The 16,589-nt window shown below is 36.4% G+C and carries 18 protein-coding genes, 2 rRNA genes and 1 pseudogene; 17 read left to right on the top strand and 4 right to left on the bottom strand.

The window, feature by feature from the left end:
• Positions 1-153: ribosomal RNA gene (locus BM163_RS08880) — 23S ribosomal RNA — on the top strand; the annotation flags it as partial.
• A gap of 58 nt (positions 154-211) precedes the next feature.
• A 5S ribosomal RNA gene (gene rrf, locus BM163_RS08885) occupies positions 212-326 on the top strand.
• 105 nt (positions 327-431) lie between these two features.
• Here rrf and BM163_RS08890 read toward each other — a convergent pair.
• Positions 432-1,688 carry a BaiN/RdsA family NAD(P)/FAD-dependent oxidoreductase gene (locus BM163_RS08890; protein ID WP_089802294.1) on the bottom strand — a complete coding sequence of 419 codons (1,257 nt, stop codon included), beginning with the start codon at positions 1,686-1,688 and terminating at the stop codon, positions 432-434.
• 281 nt (positions 1,689-1,969) lie between these two features.
• Between BM163_RS08890 and BM163_RS08895 the strand changes: the two genes are divergently transcribed.
• Positions 1,970-3,598, top strand: a complete 1,629-nt coding sequence (locus BM163_RS08895; RefSeq protein WP_089802297.1) for a putative polysaccharide biosynthesis protein — start codon at positions 1,970-1,972, stop codon at positions 3,596-3,598.
• 92 nt (positions 3,599-3,690) lie between these two features.
• On the top strand, positions 3,691-4,404 hold the full coding sequence (locus BM163_RS08900; RefSeq protein WP_089802304.1) for a pseudouridine synthase: 714 nt from the start codon (positions 3,691-3,693) through the stop codon (positions 4,402-4,404).
• A gap of 55 nt (positions 4,405-4,459) precedes the next feature.
• Here the strand turns inward: BM163_RS08900 and BM163_RS08905 are convergent, their stop codons facing one another.
• Positions 4,460-4,678, bottom strand: a complete 219-nt coding sequence (locus BM163_RS08905; RefSeq protein ID WP_089802306.1) for an HTH domain-containing protein — start codon at positions 4,676-4,678, stop codon at positions 4,460-4,462.
• Between the two features lie 136 nt (positions 4,679-4,814).
• Between BM163_RS08905 and thpR the strand changes: the two genes are divergently transcribed.
• The 4 genes from thpR to trmB all read left to right on the top strand — a co-directional run bounded on the left by thpR (position 4,815) and on the right by trmB (position 7,878).
• The gene (gene thpR, locus BM163_RS08910; protein WP_170243753.1) at positions 4,815-5,381 is read left to right on the top strand and encodes an RNA 2',3'-cyclic phosphodiesterase; all 567 of its coding nucleotides are present in this window, start codon (positions 4,815-4,817) and stop codon (positions 5,379-5,381) included.
• 30 nt (positions 5,382-5,411) lie between these two features.
• A complete protein-coding gene (locus BM163_RS08915) occupies positions 5,412-6,308 on the top strand; it encodes a nuclease-related domain-containing protein (protein WP_089802310.1) in 897 nt (298 codons plus the stop codon).
• A 120-nt stretch (positions 6,309-6,428) separates the two neighbouring features.
• On the top strand, positions 6,429-7,223 hold the full coding sequence (locus tag BM163_RS08920; protein ID WP_089802388.1) for a phosphotransferase family protein: 795 nt from the start codon (positions 6,429-6,431) through the stop codon (positions 7,221-7,223).
• 10 nt (positions 7,224-7,233) lie between these two features.
• Positions 7,234-7,878, top strand: coding sequence for a tRNA (guanosine(46)-N7)-methyltransferase TrmB (gene trmB / locus BM163_RS08925; protein WP_089802312.1), 645 nt, complete (start codon positions 7,234-7,236; stop codon positions 7,876-7,878).
• A gap of 192 nt (positions 7,879-8,070) precedes the next feature.
• On the opposite strand, the pseudogene BM163_RS08930 reads toward trmB, so the two are convergent.
• A pseudogene (locus BM163_RS08930) lies at positions 8,071-9,025 on the bottom strand (transposase).
• Positions 9,026-9,450: 425 nt separating this feature from the next.
• Positions 9,451-9,765 (bottom strand): PepSY domain-containing protein, encoded by a 315-nt coding sequence (locus BM163_RS08940; protein WP_089802318.1) that lies wholly within the window; start codon positions 9,763-9,765, stop codon positions 9,451-9,453.
• A 477-nt stretch (positions 9,766-10,242) separates the two neighbouring features.
• Here BM163_RS08940 and BM163_RS08945 point away from each other — a divergent pair, with 477 nt between their 5' ends.
• The 9 genes from BM163_RS08945 to ytpR all read left to right on the top strand — a co-directional run bounded on the left by BM163_RS08945 (position 10,243) and on the right by ytpR (position 16,561).
• Positions 10,243-11,307 carry a M42 family metallopeptidase gene (locus BM163_RS08945; RefSeq protein ID WP_089802320.1) on the top strand — a complete coding sequence of 355 codons (1,065 nt, stop codon included), beginning with the start codon at positions 10,243-10,245 and terminating at the stop codon, positions 11,305-11,307.
• Between the two features lie 59 nt (positions 11,308-11,366).
• The gene (locus BM163_RS08950; RefSeq protein ID WP_089802322.1) at positions 11,367-11,867 is read left to right on the top strand and encodes a DUF84 family protein; all 501 of its coding nucleotides are present in this window, start codon (positions 11,367-11,369) and stop codon (positions 11,865-11,867) included.
• Between the two features lie 161 nt (positions 11,868-12,028).
• Positions 12,029-12,544: a hypothetical protein gene (locus tag BM163_RS08955; protein ID WP_089802323.1), complete on the top strand. Its 516-nt coding sequence runs from the start codon at positions 12,029-12,031 to the stop codon at positions 12,542-12,544.
• 109 nt (positions 12,545-12,653) lie between these two features.
• The gene (locus BM163_RS08960; RefSeq protein WP_089802326.1) at positions 12,654-13,019 is read left to right on the top strand and encodes a hypothetical protein; all 366 of its coding nucleotides are present in this window, start codon (positions 12,654-12,656) and stop codon (positions 13,017-13,019) included.
• A gap of 30 nt (positions 13,020-13,049) precedes the next feature.
• A complete protein-coding gene (locus BM163_RS14025) occupies positions 13,050-13,178 on the top strand; it encodes a hypothetical protein (RefSeq protein ID WP_258390170.1) in 129 nt (42 codons plus the stop codon).
• A gap of 472 nt (positions 13,179-13,650) precedes the next feature.
• Positions 13,651-14,691 carry a PTS sugar transporter subunit IIC gene (locus BM163_RS08970; protein ID WP_089802327.1) on the top strand — a complete coding sequence of 347 codons (1,041 nt, stop codon included), beginning with the start codon at positions 13,651-13,653 and terminating at the stop codon, positions 14,689-14,691.
• A 16-nt stretch (positions 14,692-14,707) separates the two neighbouring features.
• Positions 14,708-15,019 (top strand): thioredoxin family protein, encoded by a 312-nt coding sequence (locus BM163_RS08975; protein ID WP_089802329.1) that lies wholly within the window; start codon positions 14,708-14,710, stop codon positions 15,017-15,019.
• A gap of 113 nt (positions 15,020-15,132) precedes the next feature.
• Positions 15,133-15,951 (top strand): DUF1444 family protein, encoded by an 819-nt coding sequence (locus tag BM163_RS08980; protein ID WP_089802331.1) that lies wholly within the window; start codon positions 15,133-15,135, stop codon positions 15,949-15,951.
• 7 nt (positions 15,952-15,958) lie between these two features.
• Positions 15,959-16,561 carry a YtpR family tRNA-binding protein gene (gene ytpR / locus BM163_RS08985; RefSeq protein WP_089802333.1) on the top strand — a complete coding sequence of 201 codons (603 nt, stop codon included), beginning with the start codon at positions 15,959-15,961 and terminating at the stop codon, positions 16,559-16,561.
• Positions 16,562-16,589 lie beyond the last annotated feature (28 nt).

Consider the following 16,589-nt stretch of genomic DNA (forward strand, 5'->3'; position numbering starts at 1 on the left):
CTGAAAGCATCTAAGCATGAAGCCCCCCTCAAGATGAGACTTCCCATCTGTAAAGAGTAAGATCCCTCAGAGACGATGAGGTAGATAGGTTCGAGGTGGAAGCATGGTGACATGTGTAGCTGACGAATACTAATCGATCGAGGACTTAACTAAATTTTTGTTTGATGATTGTTTACTTCTTATCTAGTTTTCAGGGTATAACCCTATATGGTTTAGTGACGATAGCGAAGAGGTCACACCTGTTCCCATGCCGAACACAGCAGTTAAGTTCTTCAGCGCCGATGGTAGTTGGGCTTAAGCCCCGCGAGAGTAGGACGTCGCTAAGCCAATCTTAAAAGCTTTGAGATTTCATTCTTGAGGCTTTTTTTGTTGTATAAAATAACCACTACTTAGATTTTAATTAACTAAGCAATGGTTATTTTATGAATGAATTAAAAACTAAGCCAAGCCGCATTTTGTCCTGCGTTATGACCTGTCACTAATGCGGCAGTAATATTATATCCGCCTGTATAGCCGTGAATATCTAAAATTTCACCAGAAAAGAAAAGTCTGGGCATAAGTTTAGACTCCAATGTTGTAGGGTTAATTTCTTTAATAGAAACACCACCACCAGTAACAAAAGCTTTTTCAAGTGGTAATGAGCCATGTACTTTTAACTCAAACTGCTTAACATCATGAATAAACTTTCTAAGTTGATCATTTGACACATTAGCACCTTTTAAATCCAAATCAATGGCATTCTTTTCTAATAAAAAATGAAGTAGACGTTCTGGTATTAAGCCTTTAAAGATAGTTTTGATGGCTTTTTTTGGTGATACTTCAATCTTTGATACGAGCTCTTCAAAGAGTGTCTGTTCATTTATTTTTGGTAATGTATCAATATAAAGAGACACTTCCTTTTGGCCTTTATTTAAAAGTTTGACAGCATACTGAGAACAACGCAGGACAGCTGGACCAGAAAAACCAAAGTGAGTAAAGAGCATGTCCATCTGATGTGTAACAATATGTTTATCCTGCGCATCTTTTACTGTAAGCGCGACATCTCTTAGTGCTAATCCTTGTAAAGCTTTATTTTTAATGAACGATTGATTTGATAATAGAGGCACTTCTGTTGGATATAAATCCGTGACTGTATGTCCAGCTTTCTTTGCCCAAGGATAGCCGTCACCAGTTGAACCAGTATGTGGAACTGCTTTTCCTCCAACCGCTACAACAACAGATTTTGTGCTGATTTTTCGTCCGTCTGAAAGAATCACTGTGTGTGTGTCGGTACCGTAATCAATGGCATCTACTTTAGTCTCTGTAAGAATCTGTACACCTTGAGCGTGCAATTGATTGATTAGAGCGTTAACGACATCTTTTGATTGATTGCTAACTGGAAACATCCTTCCGTGGTCTTCTTCTTTTAACTCGACACCTAAACGAGTAAAAAAGGCGATAATATCCTCATTATCAAAAACTGAAAAAGCACTATATAAAAAACGTCCATTACCAGGTATGTGTTTGATGATTTCATCTTTAGGTAAACGGCTTGTAACATTACAGCGTCCGCCACCAGAAATTGCTAATTTTTTGCCGAGATTTTTCCCTTTCTCAACTAACACAGTTCGAACCCCCTGCTCACTTGCGGCAATAGCTGCCATGAGACCGCTAGGTCCACCTCCTATTACAACAACATCTGTTTCCATTTAATTACCTCCATTTTGATTCTTGGTTTTGTTATTTAAACTGTTATGGTGTTTTCTTAGCCATATGAAAAACGTGCGTCTAAAATGACGTCACGCATGTAATGTAAACAACGTATATAAGTTTCGAACACTGTCCATTTTACCAAATAGAATCGAAAAACACTAGTCATTCAAAAACTTAGGTGGCACATTGATTTTTCTTCATATAGTTATGCTTCATTTTGTGATAAAATAAGAACAGTGTAAAAAAGATTTTGAATGAAAAAAGAATAGGTGAAAATATGTCAAAGAATACGATGATTAGAGGCACACTATTATTAACGGGAGCCTCATTTATTTCTAAACTAATAGGTATGCTCTATACGATTCCATTTGAAAGTCTCGTAGGTGCAACGGGTGGTAAATTATATGGACTTGCATATGGCCCTTACACTATTTTCATTAGTCTATCTACAGTTGGGATTCCGCTAGCTGTCTCTAAATTTGTAGCGAAATATAATTCATTAGGAGATTACCAAACCAGTAGACGGATGTATACATTAGCGCTCAAGTTAATGTTTGTGACGGGGATTATTGCCTTTTCACTCTTGTTTTTCGGTGCGAGTATTTTAGCTAAAATATACATACCGGATAGTGCGGAAGGTATTACAGTGGACGATGTAGCCATGGTCATTCGTATGGTGAGTTTTGCCTTGCTTATTATACCATCTATGAGTATCACCCGCGGTTTCTTTCAAGGTTTTCAGTCAATGGGACCTACCGCTATTTCACAAGTTATTGAACAGATTGTAAGGATTGTTTTTTTGTTGGTAAGCGTTTATGTTGTCATCAATGTATTTGATGGAACTATCACAACAGCGGTCGGTTTTGCGACGTTTTCAGCTTTTGTTGGGGCGCTAGCCAGTCTTTTTGTGTTGATTCGTTATTGGCAAAAGCGAAAAATATACATTGATCGCTACATTGAAAACCAGACGGTTAAGCCTGCTGCACTATCAACAAGAGCGTTATTTAAAGAGTTGTTTCAATATGCGGGACCATTTGTTTTTGTAGGATTAGCAATTCCTTTATATCAACAGATTGATGCGATTACCTTCTCACGCACCTTACTAGGTGCAGGTTTTACTCAACTTGAAGTTGATAATGCTTTTTCTAATATTAACTTATACGGACACAAATTGATAATGATCCCTATTACATTAGCAACGGGTATGTCATTATCAAGTTTACCTACATTGACGAAGTCTTTTGTTGAGCAAAAGTGGCCACTTTTGTATCAACAAATCGATCAATCACTTCAGGTTATTATGTTACTTATACTACCTGCAGTTGTAGGGATGAGTTTATTATCTAACCAAATCTGGGGCGCTTTTTACGGTATTAATGAAGAATTTATTACTTTTAATGGAGAGATTCTCGGCTGGTATGCGCCTGTTGCTTTATTTTTCGCGCTTTTTACCGTCACTTCTTCCATTTTACAAAGTATCAATGAACAGCGTTTTGCTCTTTATAGTTTAGGAATAGGGCTTGCTTTAAAGGCGCTATTAAATGTGCCGCTGATGCTGATGTTCGGGCCTATTGGAGCAGTGATTTCAACTTGGGTTGCCTCCGTGGGAACAGTGGTAAGTAATATTATTCGAATCAAACGGGCTATCGCTTTTCCATTAAAAGCATTAATTAAACGAACAATCCTTATGATAATTTTCGTAGCGTTTATGGCGGTTACTGTGCTCTTAATTAAATTATTGTTGTCGCAATGGATTGATTATATGACAGGTCGTTTAAGCAGTATATTAATTCTTATACCAACAGTTAGTATAGGTGCTTATGTATACTTATGGTTAAGTTACCGGTCAACATTGTTAGAACGCGTTATGGGTACGCGTGTCCGTAAATTGGCACGATTCTTTTAAAAACAAGCCTATTCGTTCAGTTTTACATGGCTAATAGGTTTGTTATCTCAAAAAGTCAAAAAATATAAGATGAAACCTAATAGGAGTGCATTATGCGAATTGATAAATTACTAGCCAACTCAGGTTTTGGCTCAAGAAAAGAAGTAAAGCAAATACTAAAACAAGGGCAAGTGACGGTTAACGGTGTAGTCATCAAGCAACCAAAAGAGCATGTTAAACCTGAAAGTGATAGGATTGAAGTATTAGGTGAAACACTTGTTTATCAGGAATTTGTTTACTTTATGATGAACAAACCACCTGGAGTCGTGAGTGCAACAGAAGATATGCGAGATGAGACAGTTATTGACTTGTTGGAGCCGACGGATCAAGTAACATCCCCGTTTCCTGTGGGGCGCTTAGACAAGGATACCGAAGGATTACTTTTAATAACAAATGATGGTAAATTAGCTCATCAACTACTCTCACCAAAAAAAGATGTTGGTAAGTGTTACTATGCAAAGATTGACGGCAAGGTGACTGAAGAAGATATAGAAGTATTTAAAGCAGGTGTTGTCCTAGATGATGGCTATAAAACAAAGCCTGCGGAACTCATGATTATATCAAGTGATGATGTATCAGAAATTGAGCTAGTTATTTCAGAAGGGAAGTTTCATCAAGTAAAGCGAATGTTTGAGGCTGTTGGTAAACAGGTAACGTACTTGAAGAGATTGAGAATGGGGTCTTTACCATTAGATCCGTCGCTTGACTTAGGTGAATATCGACCTTTGACGGAGGTTGAGTTAGCGTATTTAAAAGAGATAAAGTAAGGCAAAAAAATAAGCTGTCGGATTAGACAGCACAAAACTGTATATTTTGTGGCGATTAAGAGATCTTCACTTTCTTTTTCGTCACATCCCATTGTCCCTTATGTGGACTCTGGACCAGACCGTTAAAGCTTAAAACGTGTAAATCACGTTGGGCTGTACGATCAGTAATCTCAAACTCTTTGGCAATCTCTGTCGTTGAAACGGGTCCGTTTTCTTTTATAAAAAGATACACGGCTTTTACGCGAGTTAGCATCCGGTTTGTAGATTGACTCAAAAAACCACTCCCTAAATCAAATTAATGAATCTTGTGGTGTTGCTGAATCTCTTTTAACTATATTTTACACCTTTTTTTATCGAAATGCCACACTTTCAGTAAAATTAATGATTTCTTAATATAAGGAGCGACTATTTTGTCAACACATTATTTTTTAGCTATTCGTTTTAATAAATGCGTGAATCAACAGACTTATCACATCCAAACCACAATTAAAACGACGATTGGCAAAGAAGTATATAAATTATGGGTGCACCCGCTAGATTATCATGTGACGTTACATTTTTTTGGGGAGCTAGAACAGATACAAGATATCATGGAATTAGTAGCTGGTATTGAATTACTACCATTTTCCCTAATGTTTTCACAAATTAATGGGTTTGGGAAAACAGATATGCCTCGTGTGCTCTATTTAGAACCTGACATGAACATTACATTAACAGCCCTCTATCATTTCATTCAATTACAATTAGAGACACGTGGCTATAACGTGAATAACCGAGTATTTAAACCGCATCTCACCCTCGCGAAGAAATGTCAACGAGCATGGTGTACGTCCGAAATAGATAAAGATATAACTCGTGACGCAGGTGTGAAAGCATATCTACCTTTTCTGGCTGAAGCAAAGAGCCTAGTTTTATATAAAATCAATCCAGATGGCGCACCGAAATATGACGTCATATTTGAACGGTTTATCCACTAATAAAGCTGTTAATTTAGGGAGTGATAAAATGTGGCACAACTCATTAAATTAGAAAATTATATATCCAGATATGAACAAGATCCATTTCATTACCCGAGTCAATACATGAGGTTAAAACAAGAGCAATGGCAACAGTTGCTGCGTGCTTTTGAAAATCCTAAAGAACCTAAAAAAATTGAACTTATTGAAAAGGATACGTCCTTTTTTGGACAGTTTAGAAAGAAAAAACAGATAGAAGAAGATGTTGAATTAGAGACAAATCCACTACCACAAACGAAGGAACAGTTAAAAGTATTTTATTTAGATCAATTGTTTCAATTTCAATTAAAGTGGGCTTCGTCAACAATAAGTCTGATGTCTTTTATCGATCGAGAATATCAAGACGATTTAGTATTAAAGTATTTATTGCAACGCTTTCCTGATACGTACTTGGTAATGTACCACCCAATATTTCGTTTGAAAAAAGCTGAAATTGAAACTGACATTATCATGATTACACCATTTGATGTATTTATAATCAAACTAGTGGAGTACCCGTCAGATGTAAAAATAATCGCGGGTGATGACCGACAGTGGTATAAAGAAGAAAAATCGGTTAGAAGTACATTTATAAGTCCTATACTATCACTTAAGCGAACAGATAAGATTGTAAAAAGTATTTTAAAATACAAAGAAATCAATATCCCGGTAACAAAAGTAGTTCTCTCAAGAAGCAATGCCATTGAGTATCATTTAGAACCATATCAAACACGCTACATTGATAAGAAAATACATGAAGCATGGCTAATGGAACAGCGGAAGCTTCAAACGACTTTAAAACATGTACAACTAAAAACAATTGATGCGTTGTTGTCATTTAGTGATACGGTAAGCTTTAATCGACCAGAATGGCAAAGAGAAGATGCAGATCAATTCAACTGGGAATAAATAACGCTTGATTTATTACCCTATAATAGGTTACTCTATTTATAGTGTTTTCTAAATTAAAATGGCTATTTGACGCTATTTTTGTCAAATAAAGTGAAAGGAGCATGCATTGTGCAGTATATGTTAGGCGATGAGTGGACAATTGAATCTGCAGGCGGAGCAACAGGAGAAGCCTATTTTGCTCAATCTAAAAATAAGCGACTTTTCTTGAAAAGAAACTCTTCACCATTTTTAGCGGTTTTATCTGCGCAAGGTATTGTCCCTAAACTTGTTTGGACAAAGCGTTTAGAAAATGGAGATGTTATTACCGCTCAAGAGTGGTTAGATGGAAGTGAGTTAAATCCGGAAGTATTGCAGCACCCTAAAGTTGCTGAATTATTGGGACGTATCCATCATTCAACAGAATTACTTGATATGTTGACGCGAATGGGTAAAAAAGCTATGAGCCCTCAGCTCTTATTCCGAGAATTAAAGCAGATGATGTCAGCGCAATTTTCAAGTAACACGAAACATTTTACTATTGAAAGAGCGCTACAATTTATGGAAAAACATATAAGTGAAGTGGTGGGAATAAAACCAGTTGTGTGTCATTGTGATTTAAATCATAATAATTGGTTGTTTACACATAAAGGTGAGTTATTTTTAATTGATTGGGATAACGCAGAAATTGGCGACCCTGCGATTGATTTAGGTATGCTATTTCAACGGTATATACCTGAGTCAGAATGGGACACATGGCTGAGTCATTATGGCGCTACCGAAGATCAAAATTTGGCTATTCGTATGCATTGGTATATGTTATATGAAGCCATCATTGACTACCATCGTCTTCAAACAGTGGAAGATTTATATTTAAAAGAACAAGAAATCAAAGCAATATTAACACGCGTTATGCGTATAATAGAAGAAAGGTGAGGCAAAACTCATGCGAGCAAGACATAAGCCTTGGGCAGATGATTATTTGAGTAGTCATCCAGAGTATGTGATTTTAAATCCGTTAGAAAAAAAAGGTAAGTGGCAACAAGTATTTGGTAACAACCAACCAATTCATGTGGAAATTGGCGCAGGAAAAGGACGTTTTGTTATGGGAATGGCAAAACAACATCCGGAAATTAACTTTATTGCAATTGAGCTAGCCAAAAGCATTATTGTTAGTGCAGTTGAGAAAGCTGTTGAAGAAGAACCGAAAAATGTGAAATTAATAAATTTTGATGCGAATGATTTACGAGATTTATTTGCAGATAATGAAATTAATCGTATCTATTTGAATTTTTCTGATCCATGGCCAAAAAACCGTCATGAAAAGCGCCGATTAACGTATCATACATTTTTGGCTCAGTATCAACAAGTGCTGGCCTCAGATGGTAAAATTATTTTTAAGACGGATAATCGTGGGTTGTTTGAGTATAGCTTAATGAGCTTTTCACACTTTGATATGCTAATAGATCATGTAAGTTTAAATTTACACGAAGATGAAGACCCGCTTAATGTAATGACAGAATACGAAGAAAAGTTCTCGAAACGCGGGCATCCGATATATCGAGCTGAAGTATGTTTTAGAAAACGCTAATCATAGCTAATCGGCTAAAGGTAGATTATTTTATTAATTATAGAAAGAACCTACGAAGAGATCTGAGGCCACTGAAAATCTTACGATTTTCTTAATGGAAGTTTAATTAGAATCAAAAAAGACGACACATTTATTCAAAAATATGAATAAGTGTCGTCTTTTTATTATTTTTAATTCACATACTCCCACATGTTACCCTCTAAGTTTTAATATTCTTTTCAAATTCACCGTGAATATCGCAACGGCTCCTTGCATTTGCATACCAACAAGACCCGAGGATTTTGATATATTATACCCGTGTCTGTGTTTTAATTCATTATTTTTAGCTTCTATTTTATACCGTTCTTTTGATTTCTCCTTAAAATATTCTATTTCTTGAAACTTAGCTTGATCGCTATGATTGTCTGATTTAATACTGACGGAGTAACTTTTACTTTTAGCACCAGGTTTATAATAGCCATCTCTAAGCGGACACACTTTACATTTTTCTACATCAAAATAATATGTATTGGTCTGATTTTTTCCGATATTCTCTTTCCCATGACGCGCTTTCTTAACGGCTAGATGACCGGCTTTACAGACATACATGCCCGCGTCTTTATTAAACTCAAATTCATCTTTTCTACGGTTACCTTGAGTGACAGAAGGGTTTAATTTAGCCACGAGTGCCATGTTTCTTTCTTTCGTAAAAGTAATATTTGCCTTCTCTGAATAGGCTGCATCTCCAATGACATTTTAAAACGTCGGTTTCAATCGCAATTTCCACGGTTTTATTGATCAGTAAGTCGAGTAAATTGATATCTTTTAGTCGCAATTTACGAAACTTGGTTAGAGAACTTGGCTCGATAACTGGCTCCTCCGGAGCCATGCCAAGAAAATATTTAAAGGACATATCGTATTTGGAACGTTCAACAATATCAACATCTGAGACATCAAAGATGGTCTTTAAGAGTAAATACTTAAACATACGAATAGGATCAATAGCGTTTCGACCATTGGTGTGACAGTACTTATCTTTTTATCCATCATAAACAAACGAGAAATCAACCAGCTCGTTAAGTTGTAGTAAAAAATTATCTTTAGGCACAACAATATCATAAATCTCTGAATACGGACTTAACATCATTTCTGTTTGTTTAAGAATCATTTTAGCCACCAACAATTATTGATACTTCTTTTTTTGGACTTTTTCAGTGGCCTCAGAGATCTTCGTAGGTTCTTTTAGCATAACTAAACTAGATTCTGTCACTGAAGGCTTTTGAAGGAAGCAACTGTAGGAACAGTCAGATTTAAAAATATAATCCCCGCACAGTCGAAAGTGGGAGAACGCAAACAAGGAAACGTTATAAATTTGGTATTTCTAATAATGAATGGCTTAAATACACGTTTAGTAGAAAATATAGTTGATGTAACTCAATGTACAGTTAAGAACCAGGGGTCTCAAGGTAAATTAATGGGGGTTTAAGTTAGAAAATAAAAATACGCAATGAATTAAACCACCGTATATGACAATTGCATATACGGTGGTTAAAGGGGGAGGAGGAGAAAATAAACGCCTATCTCCTATTTGAATTAATTTGTTATTTTTGTATCTACAATAACGCCTGTATAGGCATCAACATAAAATTCATACTGTGTATGTACATCTTGTTCTGTACGTGTGATGCCACCTCGGTAAACAGTGTATTCTAATCCGTGTAATGGTAATCTCTCTGTTTTCATATAAATCCAGGAGCCACTGACAGGGCCAGATTCTTTAAATCGTGTTTTAGCTATTTTTAATGCTAACTCAGGTTTGATAGGCATAGCATCTAATTGACTTTTTACCGTGTATCCAAGTACCGCACCAACACCTAGAGCAAAAAGAACTTTTTTACATTGCTTCATTAACAGTCACCTCAACTTTTTAGTCTCATTGATAGTATAACCTATTTTAAGGATTTTGAAAAATATAATTCATGTTTTAGGCTATAGCAAGTTATCAAGAAGACTTATGATCTGAGTCATTATCCATCGATTCTAAATAGCACCTTAAAACATATTTCTTTATGGATTGTTATAAGTAAAGGGATGCGTTTTATTTCCATCCTTTGATAAAAATATAACTTCAAGAACTAAAAGTTAAATGAATCGATATAAGCGGCTAACAAGAACATCAACTTTCCAATAAGTCCCCATCATAATGCCACCTGGGAGTGGAGCTAAATGGTGGGTTTAGTTTTAAGTATAAGGCGTCTATCAATCTCAGAATATCGTGGAAGGAAGTCTTCTGCTTTAGCTGTGTTGGATTCAGCTTGATACTGGTAAATCGATTTGAAATTCGGTACAATGAGTGTGGAAATGATAAATGGGAGGTCTATTATATTGAATAAAGAGACATTAGACATGTTTAAAACTTTAACTGAATTACCAGGTGCCCCTGGCGATGAATCGCGTGTACGTGCTTATATGAAGCAAGAATTAGCAAAGTATTCAGATCAACTAATCTACGATAAGCTCGGTGGTGTTTTTGGTGTAAAACACGGAAGTGGCCCAAAAGTTATGGTCGCAGGTCATATGGATGAAGTTGGTTTTATGGTGACGCAAATCACTAAAAACGGTATGATTCGATTTCAGCCACTTGGTGGATGGTGGGATCAAGTCATGCTTGCCCAGCGCGTCCAAGTATTGACAGATAGCGGTCCGGTTATTGGTGTTATTGGTTCTATTCCACCACACAATTTAACACAGGAACAACGTCAAAAACCAATGGAAATGAAAAATATGTTAATTGATATTGGTGCTGATGATGAAGCGGACGCAAAAAAAATTGGTATCAAACCAGGGCAATCTATTTTACCAGTTATGCCATTTACACCAATGGCCAATAATAAAAAGATATTAGCTAAAGCTTGGGATAATCGTTATGGATGTGGGTTAGCCATTGATGTATTAAAAGAGCTACAACTTGAAACGTTACCGAATACATTATACTCTGGTGCGACAGTCCAAGAAGAAGTGGGGCTTAGAGGTGCGCAAGTCGCGGCTAATATGATCAATCCAGACATTTTTTATGCACTTGATGCTTCTCCCGCTAATGATACGTCAGGAGATGATAAAGCATTTGGTCAATTAGGGAAGGGGAGTTTGTTGCGAATTTTTGATCGAACCATGATCACGCATCATGGATTACGAGATTTTATTCTAGATACAGCCGAGTCAAATAATATTCCTTATCAGTACTTTATTTCGCAAGGTGGAACTGATGCAGGGCGTGTACATTTAGCGCATCAAGGGGTACCATCAGCTGTTATTGGTATTTGTTCACGTTATATTCATACGCATGGGTCAATTATCCATGTGGATGATTATGCAGCAGCAAAGGAACTCCTTACTACATTAGTTAAACGTACCGATCAGACAACGATAGATACTTTGACAACTTATTGATTAAAAGAGTAGTTGGTCCTACTCTTTTTACATACTACGATATTACTTAGGAGGTTTGTATGCATATTCTTTTAGGTTCTAATAACAAGGCAAAAAAAGACGCTGTTAGCCGATGTTTCTTGAATGAAACAGTGCTAACAATTGATGCACCATCAGGTGTAAGTCCGCAACCATTTTCAGATGAGGAAACACTAAATGGCGCAATAAACCGGGCGAAATATGCACGTAATAATTTAGAACATGGACTGGGTATTGGTTTGGAAGGAGGGGTTATGGAATTAGAAGGACAACTCTTCTTAACAAATTGGGGAGCACTAACAGACGGGCAACAATTGTATGTTGCTAGTGGTGCTCGGGTACCCTTACCACGATTATTCGCCTCAGAACTTAAAGAAGGCAAAGAATTAGGTGATGTGATGGCGCATTTCACTAAAGATAAAGAGATACGACAAAACGCGGGTGCTATTGGTGTATTTACAAACGGACTCATTACACGTGATAAGATGTTTGAACATGTGTTGTATCAATTGAAAGGTCAATACTTAGCGAAGCTTAATTAAGCTTCACAATTGGAAGAAGTTACTGTAAATATGACAATCCCTTAACAATTATATGTAAAATCAACTATGTATCTTGACGTCTTATATATAAGCGGTATAGTAGACAATGGTTGACATAAAAAAACGAGTGTTAACTTAAACTACGTTAAGGGGTTTTTACGATGAAGCGTATGCTATGTTTTGTGTTATTTGTTCTAATGCTATTACTTGTTGCTTGTGGACCTTCTGAGAAAGAAGTAATAGAACAATTAGACGTGCAGGCCAGAATAGGATTTAATCAATCGCCAACTGAGCCTAATCAGGAACTATTACCTTTTGCAATATACTTACCTGAGGGATATAAAGTCGAGAGTGATGATGAAACAAATGTCGTTTTTAGACAGACAGATCAATTATATTTATTATTCCATAACCCATTTGAAAATCAACAAAGTGCAACTTATTTTGAAGCACTTGAAGATTTAGAAGATACGCTATTTCTACAAGCTTATGAGGGGGACGATTATTTTGGGTATGTATATTTGCGATCTCTTGAATCAGATTATGAACTTCAAGTCGGTATAGGTGGAACAAGAATAACCACTCAAACAGGCTTGGATCAAATAGAAGTTGAAGTAACGCAGTTGATTACAATTTTAACATCTATCTTATTTGAAGATACCGAAACGACAGACTAATATCTGTCGTTTTTTTTCTTATTATAGTATAGGAAAGAATCAAACTTCTGTTGATATACCAAGGGTTAGAGTGTTGGAATTCAGTGCGGAAAAGAGTTAAAGTAATCGTATGGTACATGAAGAAAATAAAGATAACATGCGACCGGTCAGTATCGAAGACGCCGAAAAGTTTTTACATTGCGGAGAGTTATCTTACGGCTTTTTTACAATTAAGTATAAAGCTTGTTCGGATGTACAAGCGAATGATATGTATCGCAGTATCCATCGACACGTTGTTTTCACAATTGATGAGGGGTTAAGCTCCGTTTTTGCGAGGAAATATCGAAAGAAGTTATTAGGAAAATTAATGGATAAAGCCACGCGGCTTATTGCTGAATGGTTTAAGAAGTATGGATTCACACCAGGTATTGTGTCGGCGTTACATGCCTTTAGGTCTAAGCTTGAGTTTACACCGTCGAATAAATGGAACCGTTGATTTCATGACATTCACCAAATTGGGTAAGCGATGGAGACCGTTGTACTCAAGCTAATCAGACGTATTTTATCTCCGGCAGCAAAGAAAGTTGTTCAAACAAAACTTCAAGCAGCCTATAAAAATAATCCGAAAGGCTTTTATGGCAATGCACCTATATGACGGAGAAGCCATTGTTTTTAAATAACATGATAAACAAGAGGGTGAAGAAAAAGAGGAATCCTTTGGCTATGATCCATGAAAATGTTTGGAATGTGGCAATGTATTGGCGTTCATAGGGGGAGCTGTACGCAAGAATGGGACCGGAGAATTCGTTTGTCGGAGTTGCAGAATAACTGAAGATATACCGCGAATAGTCGTTGAACAGTTTGATATGATGGATATGGGAAATTCGCCGGATCCCCCTCGATTTAATTGTGAAAAATGTGTGGGGGAAATCCTTCCTTTGTATTACACAAGTCTTCATGGCATCACTTATAAAAATCAAGAATTGAAAAGCTCTCATCGCTATGATAATGGTTATAATAAAAGTGTGCATGAGATTATTTTAACAACCGATGTCTTGTCATCTGTATAAACTTGAGGTAAGATTAACTGTAAAGATTTATTTAAAATAGGTATAGGGGGCAGCGGTATGCAAGCATTTTTAGAAAAAAAGAAGATTGACTTTTCATTTAATCAATATTTTATTAAAGCTTTAAGTTTTATGGCACTTGGCTTATTCAGTTCACTTATTATCGGTTTAATATTAAATACATTAGGCCAACAAGGGGCTAATTTTTTTGGTGCGTCAGTAATAAGTGATAGTTTGATAGAGATAGGTTCATTTGCGATGGATGGCAAAATTGTTGGGGGAGCTATCGGTATTGCGATAAGTTATAGCTTAAACGCTCCACCACTTGTACTATTCTCCACATTGTTTGGGGGTGCGTTTGGTTATCAACTTGCTGGCCCTGTTGGAGCTTATATTAGTGCAGTATTCGCATCTGAATGTGGTAAACTAATTTATAAAGAAACGAAAGTAGATATTATTTTAACGCCGTTTGTAACGATTTTGACTGGTTTTTTAGTAGGTAGCTTTATCGGGCCGCCGGTTGACCGATTCATGACAGGCTTAGGAGAGATCATTAATTGGTCAACAGCCCAACAACCTTTTATTATGGGAATTATTGTGGCTGTGCTTATGGGATGGGCACTTACAGCACCTATTTCAAGCGTAGCTATTGCGCTCATGTTATCTCTTGATGGTCTTGCTGCGGGTGCAAGTGTGATAGGTTGTTCAGCACAAATGGTTGGTTTTGCTGTTAGTAGTTATCGAGAGAATGGCTTTGGTGGTTTCATTGCCCAAGGTATTGGGACATCAATGCTTCAAATAGCAAATATCCTAAAAAAACCACTCATTTTAATTCCGCCAACGGTAGCAGGCATGTTAATGGCACCTTTAGGAACAGTAGTCTTTAAAATGACTAATAATGCCTCAGGTGCGGGAATGGGGACAAGCGGTTTGGTTGGACAAATTATGAGTTTTCAAACCATGGGATTTGAAATGGCAGTATTATTTATGGTACTCTTTGTTCATATCATTGGACCGATGGTGATCTCTTTTCTATTATCCGAATGGATGCGGAAAAAAGGCTGGATTGAATTTGGTGATATGAAAATTAATTATGAGTAACTCGGAGGGATTATCTGTGGAAAAATTACAAACAGAAGCACAGTTTCAAGATTTAAAACAAAAAGGTAAACAAGTCTTTTTATTTTCAGCTAACTGGTGTCCAGATTGTCGTGTCATTGAACCGTTCATTCCTGAACTAGAAGCGGCTTATGAGGATATTAACTTTACGTATGTTGACCGCGATGAGTTTATTGACTTATGCATTGCGCACGATATTTTTGGTATCCCAAGCTTTCTAGCTTTTAAAGATGGTGAAGAAGTTAGTCGTTTTGTCAGTAAAGATCGAAAAACACGCGAACAAATTGAAGACTTCTTAAATCAAATTTAATATTTTTAGACACAGCTTAAAGATTTAAAAAGAAAGTACCAAGTACTTTCTTTTTAATTTGCCTTATACTCATGATACAATGACGAGTGAATGTATCGGAAAGGATGAATACCATGTCTAAAATTAGTTTTGATATAAAGAGAAAATTAGATGTTTTTTTTAATAAGACAAATTTTAAAACACAATATAATCGAGAAACGGATCAATACCGTGTCATAGATAAACAAACTGAACAAGGTGTGACTATCCATTTAACAAAAGTGGTTGAAAAATACGAGAAGTTAGGAGACCCAGCTTTATTACCCCTCGTTGATAAAGTGACGCAGTCGCTTTATGATTTAAGAGAAACCCATAAACTAAAAGGAAATGAGTCGCGTATTTTCCCGGTTATTCGTGCGGAAAGCTTTACTAAGACACATGGGTCTAATAAAAAACTCATTTCAACAAAACATACTGCTGAAACAACTATCTTTTATGCCTTAGACTTAAATGAGAGTTATCAACTTATTGATGAAAAAATGCTTAAAGACAGTCATGTTTCAAAAGAGGATCTCCACCAGATGGCTATATTTAATTTAAAGCAGTTGCCGATTGACTTGAATAGGCAAACGGTTGCGGGGAACGATTTTTACTTTGTGAAAAATCAAGATGGGTATACCGCAAGTCGAATTTTAAATGAAGATTTTCTGCGCAACAGATTAAAAGAAGCGTCGGGTGAATTATCTTTTTGCGTGCCTCACCAAGATGCTTTTATTATTGCAGATATTCATAATGCTGGTGGATATGATATACTACAACAGATGGCAATGCAATTTTTCTCTGAAGGGCAAGTGCCAATAACTGCTTTGTCATTCTTATATGAAGATGAAGTTTTAACACCTATCTTTATTATGGCAAAGAATAAACCGACAGATCATAATGAAAAGGACTGAGTAAAAGATGAACGTGTATTACAATCAAAAGGGGATTGGTGACGTTTTAATGTTGCCATTAAAAACAGCTGATCGCTATGAAAAGAGTTTTAAAAGAATAGAGGATGTTGTTGAAATCTTTAATACAACAAGTGGTGAAGTTATTGGTTACAATATCTTTAACGCTTCAAAGTATATCACTTTAGCTGATGGTCAACATAAGTTAGATGAGGCATTTTTGAAGAAATTAAATGACATTCTAGAAGAAAATGGTTATAAAGAGAGATTAGAACTGGACTTGTCACCAAAGTTTGTGGTGGGCTATGTGAAAGAGATAAGGAAACATGAAAATGCGGATAAGTTAAATGTTTGTCAAGTAGACTTAGGTGATGAATCTGTTCAAATTGTATGCGGTGCACCTAATGTGGATAAAGGTCAACACGTCGTAGTTGCTAAAGTAGGCGCAATTATGCCAAGTGGTATGGAAATCAAAGATGCAAATCTTCGTGGGGAAGATTCATTCGGCATGATTTGCTCTCAACGTGAATTAGGGTTACCAAATGCACCTGAGGAGAAAGGTATTTATGTCCTAGAAGCGAATGTCAAAGCCGGGGATGAATTTACTTTCTAAATGTATGCAAAAGCGTAAAAGAACTTTG

The organism is Halolactibacillus alkaliphilus, from assembly GCF_900115465.1.
GTDB classification, from domain to species: domain Bacteria; phylum Bacillota; class Bacilli; order Bacillales; family Amphibacillaceae; genus Halolactibacillus; species Halolactibacillus alkaliphilus.

Excerpts from the sequence above, each read along its gene's own strand:
- BM163_RS08960 (WP_089802326.1), top strand. The coding sequence starts at position 12,654 with ATGGTACATGAAGAAAATAAAGATAACATGCGACCGGTCAGTATCGAA.
- BM163_RS08940 (WP_089802318.1), bottom strand. The coding sequence starts at position 9,765 with ATGAAGCAATGTAAAAAAGTTCTTTTTGCTCTAGGTGTTGGTGCGGTA.
- trmB (WP_089802312.1), top strand. The coding sequence starts at position 7,234 with ATGCGAGCAAGACATAAGCCTTGGGCAGATGATTATTTGAGTAGTCAT.
- BM163_RS08890 (WP_089802294.1), bottom strand. The coding sequence starts at position 1,688 with ATGGAAACAGATGTTGTTGTAATAGGAGGTGGACCTAGCGGTCTCATG.
- ytpR (WP_089802333.1), top strand. The coding sequence starts at position 15,959 with ATGAACGTGTATTACAATCAAAAGGGGATTGGTGACGTTTTAATGTTG.
- BM163_RS08950 (WP_089802322.1), top strand. The coding sequence starts at position 11,367 with ATGCATATTCTTTTAGGTTCTAATAACAAGGCAAAAAAAGACGCTGTT.
- BM163_RS08895 (WP_089802297.1), top strand. The coding sequence starts at position 1,970 with ATGTCAAAGAATACGATGATTAGAGGCACACTATTATTAACGGGAGCC.
- BM163_RS08970 (WP_089802327.1), top strand. The coding sequence starts at position 13,651 with ATGCAAGCATTTTTAGAAAAAAAGAAGATTGACTTTTCATTTAATCAA.
- BM163_RS08980 (WP_089802331.1), top strand. The coding sequence starts at position 15,133 with ATGTCTAAAATTAGTTTTGATATAAAGAGAAAATTAGATGTTTTTTTT.
- BM163_RS14025 (WP_258390170.1), top strand. The coding sequence starts at position 13,050 with ATGGAGACCGTTGTACTCAAGCTAATCAGACGTATTTTATCTCCGGCA.
- BM163_RS08920 (WP_089802388.1), top strand. The coding sequence starts at position 6,429 with ATGTTAGGCGATGAGTGGACAATTGAATCTGCAGGCGGAGCAACAGGA.
- BM163_RS08955 (WP_089802323.1), top strand. The coding sequence starts at position 12,029 with ATGAAGCGTATGCTATGTTTTGTGTTATTTGTTCTAATGCTATTACTT.
- BM163_RS08900 (WP_089802304.1), top strand. The coding sequence starts at position 3,691 with ATGCGAATTGATAAATTACTAGCCAACTCAGGTTTTGGCTCAAGAAAA.